At 72.7% G+C, this 9,975-nt stretch carries 8 protein-coding genes; 1 reads left to right on the top strand and 7 read right to left on the bottom strand.

Annotated elements, in window-relative coordinates; translation table 11 throughout:
* The 7 genes from VFB40_RS28395 to VFB40_RS28365 all read right to left on the bottom strand — a co-directional run.
* A partial coding sequence (locus VFB40_RS28395; protein WP_527249217.1) for a phosphorylase family protein occupies positions 1 to 613 on the bottom strand: 613 nt, incomplete at its 3' end.
* Positions 610 to 2,622, bottom strand: a complete 2,013-nt coding sequence (shc, locus tag VFB40_RS28390) for a squalene--hopene cyclase (protein WP_324856131.1) — start codon at positions 2,620 to 2,622, stop codon at positions 610 to 612. The genes shc and VFB40_RS28395, both read right to left, overlap by 4 nt.
* A gap of 25 nt (positions 2,623 to 2,647) precedes the next feature.
* Positions 2,648 to 3,640, bottom strand: coding sequence for a polyprenyl synthetase family protein (locus VFB40_RS28385; RefSeq protein WP_324856129.1), 993 nt, complete (start codon positions 3,638 to 3,640; stop codon positions 2,648 to 2,650).
* A 32-nt stretch (positions 3,641 to 3,672) separates the two neighbouring features.
* Positions 3,673 to 5,049 (bottom strand): hydroxysqualene dehydroxylase HpnE, encoded by a 1,377-nt coding sequence (gene hpnE, locus VFB40_RS28380; RefSeq protein ID WP_324856127.1) that lies wholly within the window; start codon positions 5,047 to 5,049, stop codon positions 3,673 to 3,675.
* Positions 5,046 to 5,936 (bottom strand): squalene/phytoene synthase family protein, encoded by an 891-nt coding sequence (locus VFB40_RS28375; RefSeq protein ID WP_414642165.1) that lies wholly within the window; start codon positions 5,934 to 5,936, stop codon positions 5,046 to 5,048. The genes hpnE and VFB40_RS28375 overlap by 4 nt, the downstream gene beginning before the upstream one ends.
* 185 nt (positions 5,937 to 6,121) lie before the next feature.
* Positions 6,122 to 7,204: a squalene synthase HpnC gene (gene hpnC / locus VFB40_RS28370; protein ID WP_324856124.1), complete on the bottom strand. Its 1,083-nt coding sequence runs from the start codon at positions 7,202 to 7,204 to the stop codon at positions 6,122 to 6,124.
* The gene (locus VFB40_RS28365; protein WP_324856123.1) at positions 7,201 to 8,658 is read right to left on the bottom strand and encodes an aspartate aminotransferase family protein; all 1,458 of its coding nucleotides are present in this window, start codon (positions 8,656 to 8,658) and stop codon (positions 7,201 to 7,203) included. The genes hpnC and VFB40_RS28365 overlap by 4 nt, the downstream gene beginning before the upstream one ends.
* A gap of 347 nt (positions 8,659 to 9,005) precedes the next feature.
* Here VFB40_RS28365 and VFB40_RS28360 point away from each other — a divergent pair.
* Positions 9,006 to 9,975 (top strand): S1C family serine protease (locus VFB40_RS28360; protein ID WP_324856121.1); only part of this gene is annotated, 970 nt, incomplete at its 3' end.

Here is a 9,975-nt window from a genome sequence, read left to right as displayed (position 1 = left end):
TCCACCGCTCCAGGGCCGGCACCAGCTTCGTCAGCAGGTTGATCGCGGCCCGGCCCCTGGGCACGGTGGCCGGGTGGTACAGGCTGGTCTCCGCGTCGTCCACGATCACCCGGACCACCGCGAACGGCCGGTTGGCCAGGGTGCCCAGCCAGGAGGACTCCATGTCCACGGCGAACACGCCCTCGCCGGCCAGCATCCGCCGGCGCGAGCCGAGGGCCAGCCGGTCCGTGGTCGCGACCGGGCCCAGGTGCACCCGCACCGGGGCCGAGCCCGGTCCGGCGGACTCAAGGCCCAGCGACCTGATGGCGGCGGCCAGCAACGGAGCGGCCGGGCTGCGCACGACCGAGCCCTCCGGGCCGCGCACCTCGCTGGCCACCACGATGTCTCCGGCCCGCACGTGCGGCGCCACGCCGCCGGCCACCCCGGCGACCACCAGGGCGTCGTCGTCGCGGGGCAGCACGCGCACGGCGTTGCGGGCGCGCTGGCCGACCCGCACGACTCCGGCGTCGCGGGTTCCGGTCAGGCCGCGCTCAAGGGCGCGGGCCTCGATGGCGAGCGCGGCCGCGATGGTGAGCTTCGGCGGGCGCTCGGTCTGGTCTGATGCGGCGTTCACGGGGACTCCACGAGACGGTCGGCCAGGTATCGGCCGAGCGCGGTCAGCGGGAAGACAAGCCGGTACAGGTGGTAGTTGATGTAGAAGTCGCCGGGGAAGCCGGTGCCGGTGAACAGGTCCTCGTTCCAGGTCCCGTCGGCGCGCTGGGTCTCGGCCAGGTACGCGACGCCCCGGTCGGCCGCTTCGCGCACGGCTCGGGCCCGCGGGTGCTCTCCGGGTTCCTGCGCGGCCAGCAGCGCGAGCAGGGCCCAGGCGGTCTGCGACGCGGTGGACTCGCCCCGGCCGATCCACGAAGGATCGACGTAGGAGCGCAGGTCCTCGCCCCAGCCGCCGTCGGCGTTCTGATGCTCGATCAGCCAGGCGGCGGCCCGGCGGACCGCCGGGTGGTCCTTCGCGACGCCCGCCTCGACCAGCGCCGGCACCACGGCGCCGGTGCCGTAGACGTGGTTCGCGCCCCAGCGGCCGAACCAGGACCCGTCCTTCTCCTGGTGGTCAAGCAGCCAGCGCACCCCGCGCAGCGCGCGCGGGTCGTGCGCCCGGCCCCGGATCGCCATCGCCTCCACGATGTGCGCGGTCACGTCCGCCGAGGGCGGGTCGATCACCGCGCCGAAGTCGCAAAAGGGCAGCTTGTTGATCAGGTACCGGGTGTTGTCCGCGTCGAACGCGCCCCAGCCTCCGTCCTTGCACTGCATCCCGGCCATCCACTGCACGCCGCGCTCGATCGCGCCGTCCAGCGCGGCCAGGCGCGCCGGCTCCACCGGCTCGGCGTCCTCGTCGCGGGCCGCGCCGCGCCGCGAAGCGCGGTGCAGCGCGATGACAACCTCGGCGGTGTCGTCGGTGTCCGGGTAGCCGTCGTTCTGGAACTCGAAGGCCCAGCCGCCGGGGGCGAGGTCGGGGCGGCGCACGGCCCAGTCGCCGCGCACCGTGATCTCCTCGTTCAGCAGCCAGTCGGCGGCTCTGACGACGGCCGGGTCGTCCCCGGCGACGCCCGCGTCGGTCAGCGCTACCAGCGCCAGCGCCGTGTCCCACACCGGGGACTGGCACGCCTCGAGCCGGCGCACCGGGCCCTGCGGCGTCTCCTCCCAGACCAGGAAGTCCTCGAGCCCGTCGAGCCCGGCCCGGATGACCGGGTGGTCGAGCGAAAAGCCCATCAGGTGCAGCGCCATGATCGAGTACACCCACGGCGGCTGGATGCCGCCCCAGCAGCCGTCGGCCTCCTGCCGCGCGACGATCCACTCGACCGCCCGCTTGAGCGCGGCCTTGCGCATCGGCTTGAACCGCAGCCGCTCATAGCGGTGCAGCAGCTTGTCGGCCCGCTGGAAGAAGCCCGCGGTGGACAGCGCGGGGGAGAGCGGCGGATCGTCGGCGCCGGTGCGCAGCTCGTCGATCCCGAAAGCCAGCGGGCGGCTGGGCCGGAAGTGTGAGACCACGGTGAGCGGCACCACGGTCTGCCGCGCCCAGCAGGCCCAGTCGTAGATGTTCAGCGGCACCTGCGGCGGCAGGTAGACCAGCTCCGGCGGCATCACCGGCAGCCGCTCCCAGTCCCACAGGCCGAACAGCGCCAGCCAGATCCGGGTGAACACCCGCGCGCGCTCCACGCCGCCGTTCGCGACGATCCAGTCCGCCGCGAGCTTCATGTGCGGCGCGTCGGGGGCGTCGCCGCACAGCTTGAGTGCGACGTACGCCTCCACGGTCGTGGACAGCTCCGGTGGACCGCCGTGGAACGTGCCCCAGGTGCCGTCCTCCCGCTGCTGCGAGCGGATCCACCGGGCCGCGGCCCAGCTCTCGGCCGCCTGCCGAATGCCGAGGAACTCGCGCAGCAGCAGGTCCTCGGCGTCCATGGTGACGTTGGTCGCCAGCTCGCCCTTCCACCAGCCGGCCGGGTCCTGCAGGCCGAGCAGGTGCCCGCGGGCCCGCTCGGTGGCGCGGCGCACCGCCGCCACCGCTCCGGGCTCGGCTCCCGCCGGCCCGGATCGTCTGGCGCTGGGCCGATCCGCGATTGCCGTCATCTCCAGGTCCTCCTCGTGCCCGCCCCTACCACTCCCGCCGCAGCAGAAACCTGGTCACCTCGGTGAGATCGCCGAAGGTCTCCGGCCGCGCCGCCAAGCGGTCGAGCCGGGCGAGCGCCTCGTTGGTGTGCAGGTCGGCGCGTTCCCGGCACCAGGCGCGGCCGCCGGACTCCTCGACGAGCTTGGCGGCCAGCGCCACGTCCTCCTCCGGAAGCTCGCCCGGCGTGGCCAGCAGCGTGGCCAGCCGCTCGCCCTCCCGGGTGCCGGAGGTGAGCGCGGCGACGACTGGCGCGGAGCGCTTGCGGGCCCGCAGGTCCGCGGCCACCGGCTTGCCGGTGCGCCCTTCGTCGCCCCAGATCCCGAGCATGTCGTCGACCAGCTGGAAGGCCATGCCGACGTGGTGCCCGTACTCGGCCAGCAGCGCGGTACGCGCCGCCGCGTCGGAGCCCTCGATGAGTTCCCCGCGCGCGCCGTACCAGGCGATCGCGCCGAGCGAGGCGGAGGCGGACAGCAGCGAGGCGGTCTTCCCGGCCTCCATCTCGATGCACTGATCGAGGGTGGCGTCCTGACGGTCCGCCAGGTACAGGTCGTCCGACTGCCCGGCGATCAGCACCTGCACCGACGCGGTCAGCGCCTCCTGGGCCGCCACCGCGCCGCGCCGGGCCAGCACCTCGAAGGCCAGCGTGTGCAGCGCGCAGCCGGCCAGCAGCGACTGGTTGACGCCGTAGACGGTCCACGCGGTCGGCCGGTGATGCCGGGTGCGGTCCTCGTCCATGATGTCGTCGTGCAGCAGGGAGAAGTTGTGGATCAGCTCGACCGCGCAGGCCGCGTCCAGCACCTCCGGCTCGTCCCCGGCGGCGCCTGCCGCCCGGGCGCCGAGCACGGCCAGGGCCGGGCGCAGCGACTTGCCCGAGCCCCCGGCGGTGTCCCAGCCGAAGTGGAAGCGGGAGATCTCACGCATGAGCGGGTGCAAACCGTCGACGTGCCGCTGCAGCACGGGGTCGACGAGTGCTTTCATCGCGGCGAGAATATCCGGTGCCTGTCGCTGCATCAGCCCTCTCCCGTCGTGTGATCAACTACCAGTCTTGCAGCATTGATTCCGCTGCGCACCGCACTTTCCATGGTGTCCGGCCAGCCGGTGGCGGTCCACGCGCCCGCAAGGTAAACCCCTGGCATACCGGTCGCCGGGCCCGGCCGCAGCGGCGCCGAACCGCGCTCCTGACGGAACGTCGCGTGCTGCTCCCGGGTCACGAACACCTCCTCCAGCCGTGCGTCCTTCGCCTTGGGCAGCAGCCGCGCCAGCTCGGCCTCGAACAGGGTGGCCAGCTCGCGGGTGGGGGTCTCGGACAGGGCGTCGGCCGCCGAGACGGTGACCGCGAGGTAGCGCCCGGGCGGTCCGTCGAGGCCGCTGGCCGCGGTGCGGTCGAAGATCCACTGGGCCGGGGTGTCCACGGCGGCCAGGAACGGTCCGTCGAGCACCGGCCGGTCGTAGCGCAGGTGGATGTTGAGGATCGGGCTGTGGCCGAGCTTCCCGAACGCGGTCGGGTGATGCGGCGTGGGCAGCAGCGTGGCGGCCGCGTCGTGCGGTACGGCCAGCACCACCGCGTCCGCGGCCAGTTCGGTGCGCTCGCCGGACCGGTCGGCGACGGTGACCGATCGGGCGGCGGAGCTGTCAGTGAGCGGCTCGGCCTTGGTCGAGTCGAGTACGGTCACTCCCGCCGCGTCCAGCGCCTTGCGGGCCAGTTCGTCGTGGATCCGGCCGAGCGGGACCATCGCGTAGCCCAGGTCCGCGCCGTCGTTGGTCTCCAGCAGCCCGGTGCGGAACACCTTCGCCGCCAACGCGAGTGAGGCGTCGTCAGGGGCGATGTTCAGCGTCGCGGTCGAGATGACCGACCACAGCCGGTCGATCGCGGCCTGCGACTGGCCCTTCTCGCGCAGGAAGTGCCCGAAGCCCTGCTCGTCCACGTCGAGGCTCGCCGGATCGGTGCGCCGCAGCGCGAACGCCGGTCCGCCGAGCTTGGCGCGGTCCCGCAGCGGCAGCAGCCCGTAGCCGCCGAGCGCGACCGCCAAATGCAGCGGAGCGGGCAGTGCGGTACGCCGCAGCCGCGCGGTGCTCGCGTCGGCCGCCGACTTCAGCGGGATGTCGAGCCGGTCCTGAAGGTGCGTCAGACCGGTCTCCGGCCCGGCGCCGAGCCGGTCGAGCAGCCCGCGATAGGCGGTGCAGCAGCGCAGGAAGACGTGCTGGCCGTTGTCCACGGTCAGCTCGCCGCGCCGGTACGAGGTCGCCCGGCCGCCGAGCCTGGGGCGCGCCTCGACCAGCGTCACGCTCCAGCCGCGCTCGGCCAGCACCAGCGCGGTGGTGATCCCGGCCAGCCCGCCGCCGACGACGACGGCGCGCTGACCGGTCCCGGTCGGGCCCGCGTTCATGAGCGCGGCGCCGGGAGCAGCAGGGCGCCGAGCGCCACGGTCAGCTTCTGCGGGGTCGGCACCGAGACCCGCGTGGACAACACGGCCTCCGGCTCGGCCGCGATGCGGCGCAGCAGCGCGTGATAGATCCCGGACAGCGCACCGCAGCAGGCCCGCGAGCGCCGGTCGAGCAGCGGCAGCAGACCCAGGCCCTCGGCGTACAGCTTCTCGGCGCGGTCCGCCTCCGCCCGGATCAGCCCGACCAGCTTTCCGCCCTGCGGGTCGAGATTCCCGTCCGCGTTGAGCACGAGCTTGCAGCCGTGCGCCGAGAGATCCTCCTGCGGCAGGTAGATCCGACCGTTCGTCAGATCCTCGCGCAGGTCACGCAGGATGTTGGTGAGCTGGAGCGCCAGCCCGAGGGTGTCGGCGAGGGCGTTGGGTACCGAGGGCTCGGTGCGCAGCGACGGCGGATCGAACACGCCGAGCGAGAGTCGGCCGATCGAGCCTGCGACGCAGCGGCAGTACACGGCGAGGTCGTCCCAGGTGCGGTACACCGTGCCGCGCTGGTCCATCTCGCAGCCGTCGATCAGCTCGCCGAACGCGCCGAGGTCCAGCGGATAGCGTGCGGCCGCGTCGGCCAGAGCCAAGAGCACCGGATCGTCCGGGAAGTCGCCCGGCGCGGCGGCCTGCTTGCGCGCGCGGTCGAGCGCGACCGTCTTCTCGGCGATGGGCAGGTCGCCGTCTCCGATGTCGTCCACCCGGCGCGCGAACGCATAGACGGCGGACAGGGCCTGGCGCTTCGGGCGCGGCAGGAGCCTGATGCCGTAGGAGAAGTTGCGCGCCTCCACGCCGACGATGCGCTCGCATTCCGCGTAAGCTGCAGTCACATCGAGATGCCGCGGATTCATCCGCGGCTCCGGGGCGGCTGTAGGATCCGCGCCACTCGGCGCGGCCGCCTCTCGCCGCGAATCCTGCGCCGCCGCCGCGGATGAATCCGCGGCGGCGACATCGGCGCGTTGCTGGGGCTGGTGGGCTGCGGCCGCCGGGGGCCGGTTCTCATCGCTGGTCTGCACGTGATCAACCTAATCCGGGTTCAGCGTCGTCGGCCCAGAAGCACACCGGCCGCCGCGCGCAATGTCGCGCCGGTGGTGGGCTTGGGCGTGGCGGCCAGTACGTCGTAGTCGGCGTGGCGTAGTGCGGCGAGGGTCGCCCGGCCGCCGGCCACGTAGCCGATCACCGCGGGCTTGGCCCAGCCGCGCAGCCGCCGGGTCAGCGGCACGCCCCGGCTGAGCATCACCGCGGCCCGGCCTGACTCCCAGCGCAACAGGGCTTTGACGTCCTCGTCGGCGTGCTGCCCGGCGAGGGCGCCCTCGGTCACCCCGAACGCGGTCAGATCCTCCCGGGGCAGGTAAATGCGCCCGGCCCGGTAGTCCTCGGCCACGTCCTGCAGGTGCTCGATGACCTGAAGGCCGGTGCACACCGCGTCGGAGTCGGCGATGTTCTGCTCGGTGGCCTGTCCGGCCAGGTACAGCACCACGCGGCCGACCGGGTTGGCCGACAGCTTGCAGTAGTGCACCAGCTCCGCGAACGTGGCGTACCGCAGCTTGTGCTGGTCCATCAGATTCGCGGCGACAAGGTCGTGGAAGGGCTCGATGGGCACGCGGCCGTCGCCGGTCATCCGCAGCAGCCCGCGCACCGGCTCCAGGCTCGGCGTGGCGCCGGAGGCCAGCCGGTCCAGGTCCGTGTCCACATCCTTGAGTGCGGCTATCCGGTCGCCGGCGTACTCGTCGCCGAGGTCGTCCACGTACCGCGCGAAGGTGTAGAACGCGGCCAGGTCGGCGCGGATCTCCCGGGGCAGGAAGCGCAGCGCGACCGGAAAGTTCTCGGCCTCCTCCTTGGCCGCGATCACCGCGCGGTCCGGGCTGACCACCTCGTCGGGCACCGTTGCCGTGGTTTCAGTAGCGTCAGCGGCTTCGGCGAGCTCAGCCGCCTGCGCCGATGGGTCGTCCCGCGTGACCTCCGGCGCCGCCGCGGCCGCAGGTTCGGCCGAAGCGGCGTCCTCGGGCACGCCCGCCCGGGCCGGCGCCGCAGCGCCGCCCTCGAGCACCGTCTCATTCGCCGCGGCCCGGGCCTCGACTGCCTCGTCGCCGTCCGCCGCCCTCGTCTCCTCGCTCACCGCCGCTGCATCGCCTGCTTGACCAGGGTGCGGCCGAAGTCCCACATCAGGCCGGTGCCCCGGTGGGCGTCCCGCATCACGTCGTCGAAGGCCTCGATGAAGCGGTCCACCTCCACCTCGGTGATGTTAAGCGGCGGCAGCAGCTTGATGACGTCCATGTGGTCGCCGGCCACTTGGGTCAGGATGCGGTGCCGCTGGAACAGCGGGACCACCACCATCTGCGCGAACAGGCCGTGCCTGGCCGCCTGCAGGGTGTTCCACCCGGCCTTGAGCTTGAGCGAGGAGGGCTTGCCGAATTCGAACCCGACCATCAGCCCGCGCCCGCGCACGTCGGACAGCAGCTCGTAGCGCTCCATCCGCTCGGCCAGCCGGGACTTGAGCAGCTCGCCGATCCGCGCCGCGTTCGCCACCAGCTGCTCGTCCTCGACCACCTGCAGCGCGGCCAGGCCCGCGGCCATCGCCATCGCGTTGGAGCCGAAGGTCGAGTCGTGCACCAGCACCCTGTCCATCGAGGAGTAGACCTTCTCGAAGATCCAGCCCTTCGCCAGGGTCGCGCCGACCGGGACGAAGCCGCCGGACAGCGCCTTGGCCACGGTCACGATGTCCGGCTCGACGCCCTCCTCGTGTTCGTACGCGAAGAACTTTCCGGTGCGCCCGACACCGGTCTGCACCTCGTCGCAGATCAGCAGCGCGCCGTGGGCCCGCAGCCGTTCCTGAGCGGCCTTCAGATAACCGGGCGGCGGGATGTTCACGCCCTTGCCCTGGATCGGCTCGAGCAGCAGCGCGGCCACGTCGCCGCGGGCCAGCTCCCGCTCTAGCGCGTCCAGATCGCCGAGCGGCAGCGGGGTGTCCGGCAGCAGCGGGTCGAAGCCGCGGCGGAACTCCTCTGCGCCGTTGACCGAGAGCGAGCCGGTGGTCAGGCCGTGGAAGGCGTGGTCGACGTAGAGGATGCGGCTGCGGCCGGTGGCGTAGCGGGCGAACTTGAGCGCGGCCTCGACCGCCTCGGTGCCGCTGTTGCCGAAGTACACCCGGTCCAGGTGCGGCGCGTACGCCAGCAGCTTCTCCGCCAGCAGGCCGGCCAACAGCGGCGAGTCGAACTGCACCAGGTCGGCCAGCTCCGCGTCGAGCACCTGGTGCAGCGCGGCGCGGATCGCGGGGTGGTTGCGGCCGGCCGCGAACACGCCGAAGCCGGAGAGGAAGTCGAGGTAGTCGTTGCCCTGCTCGTCATAGAAGTAGGCGCCCTGCGCGCGCACGTAGGTCCGGTCGAAACCGATGGCGTGCAGCATCCGCGGCAGCTGCGGGTTGAGCATCCGCGCCTGCAGGTCGTGGCCCTCGCCGGTGCGTGCGCGGATCAGCGCGGCCAAGTCCGGCCCGGTCCCGCGCGCCGGCTCCGGTGCGCTGCCGCGGGCTTGGTCACGCCCGCTCAGATCGCCGCTCTCGATCAAGCTGTCCATCGACGCATACCGCCCTTTCGGCCCGCCAGCCCGCCGGGGCCGTCTACCCGCGCCGGATCCGGCTGAACCGGACCGGACACGGACGTCACCCCGAAACGCCCTGCCTGTCGGGGCTGATACTACGGTGACGATCACTCCTGGGCGGCGGCTCGCCCGGCGGGTTTCCCGGAACTGTGGATATCGTGCGCCGGACGGTTGAGTCCGTGCGCTCGGCGGTTGGATCTCGGCGCCGCGACGCGGCGAGCGCGGCGCGGGCTCGGCCCGGGCTCAGAAATCCGGGCGGCATTCTTGAGATGGTCTGACCCTAGTCTCAGACGTCTTTCAAGGAACGCGGGCACTGTCGAGGCATGACCGAGACGCAGCACGACCCGCACACCGCCCAGCAGTACCGCCAGGCGTCCTCGTACCCGCAGGCGCCGCAGCAGCCCCAGCCGCAGTGGACCGCTCCGCGTCCGGTCGGCGAGAGCCCCCTCAGGGCCCGCGAAGGCGAGTACGCCTGGAGCGGCCCCGGCCAGACAGCCACCCACGCAACAGCCGCCCAGACATCCGCCCCGCCGTACGGCCACCCGGAGCCCACCGCCCCGATCGGCCCCTTCGGCCCCGTTCCCGGTTCGCCGCCCGGAGCCGGCCATGCGGCCGAGCCGCGCCGCCGCTCGCCGATGAGGTTCGGCCTCGGCGTGGTCGCCGCGTTCGTCATCGCCTCCGCCGCGGTCGGCGGGGTCGCCGGAGCGTACTTCGGCTCCAGCCACAGCAGCTCGGCCGCCGTGGTCACCTCCATCACCGGCGCGACCACCTCGAGCGCGACCACCACGGTGGGCAAGGTGGCCGCCGCGGTCCTGCCGAGCGTGGTGCAGGTCAACGAGACCACCGCCTCGGCCTCCGGAGTCGGCTCCGGAATGGTTATCTCGTCCGATGGGAAGATCGTCACCAACAACCACGTGATCGCCGACTACGTCGCCAACGGCGGCCAGCTGAGCGTCACCCTCTACAACGGCAAGACCTACAGCGCCAAGGTGATCGGGTACCTCGCCGCCGACGACATCGCGGTGATACAGGCCGAGGGCGTTTCCGGGCTGACCCCGGTGACCTTCGCCGACTCCGCGAAGGTCCAGGTCGGCGACGAGACCATCGCCATCGGCTCGCCGGACCAGCTGCAGAACACCGTCACCAGCGGCATCGTCTCCGCGCTCAACCGCAAGGTGTCGATCACCGAGTCCACGGACAACGGCGGCGGCTTCCCCGGCTTCGGCTGGCGCGGCCTCGGCTCGACCACCACGGTGACCTACAACGCCATCCAGACCGACGCGTCGATCAACC

Source organism: Actinocrinis sp. (genome assembly GCF_035650855.1).
In the GTDB taxonomy this organism is placed as follows: Bacteria; Actinomycetota; Actinomycetes; order Streptomycetales; family Catenulisporaceae; genus Actinocrinis.
This window is presented reverse-complemented; position numbering and strand designations above follow the sequence as displayed.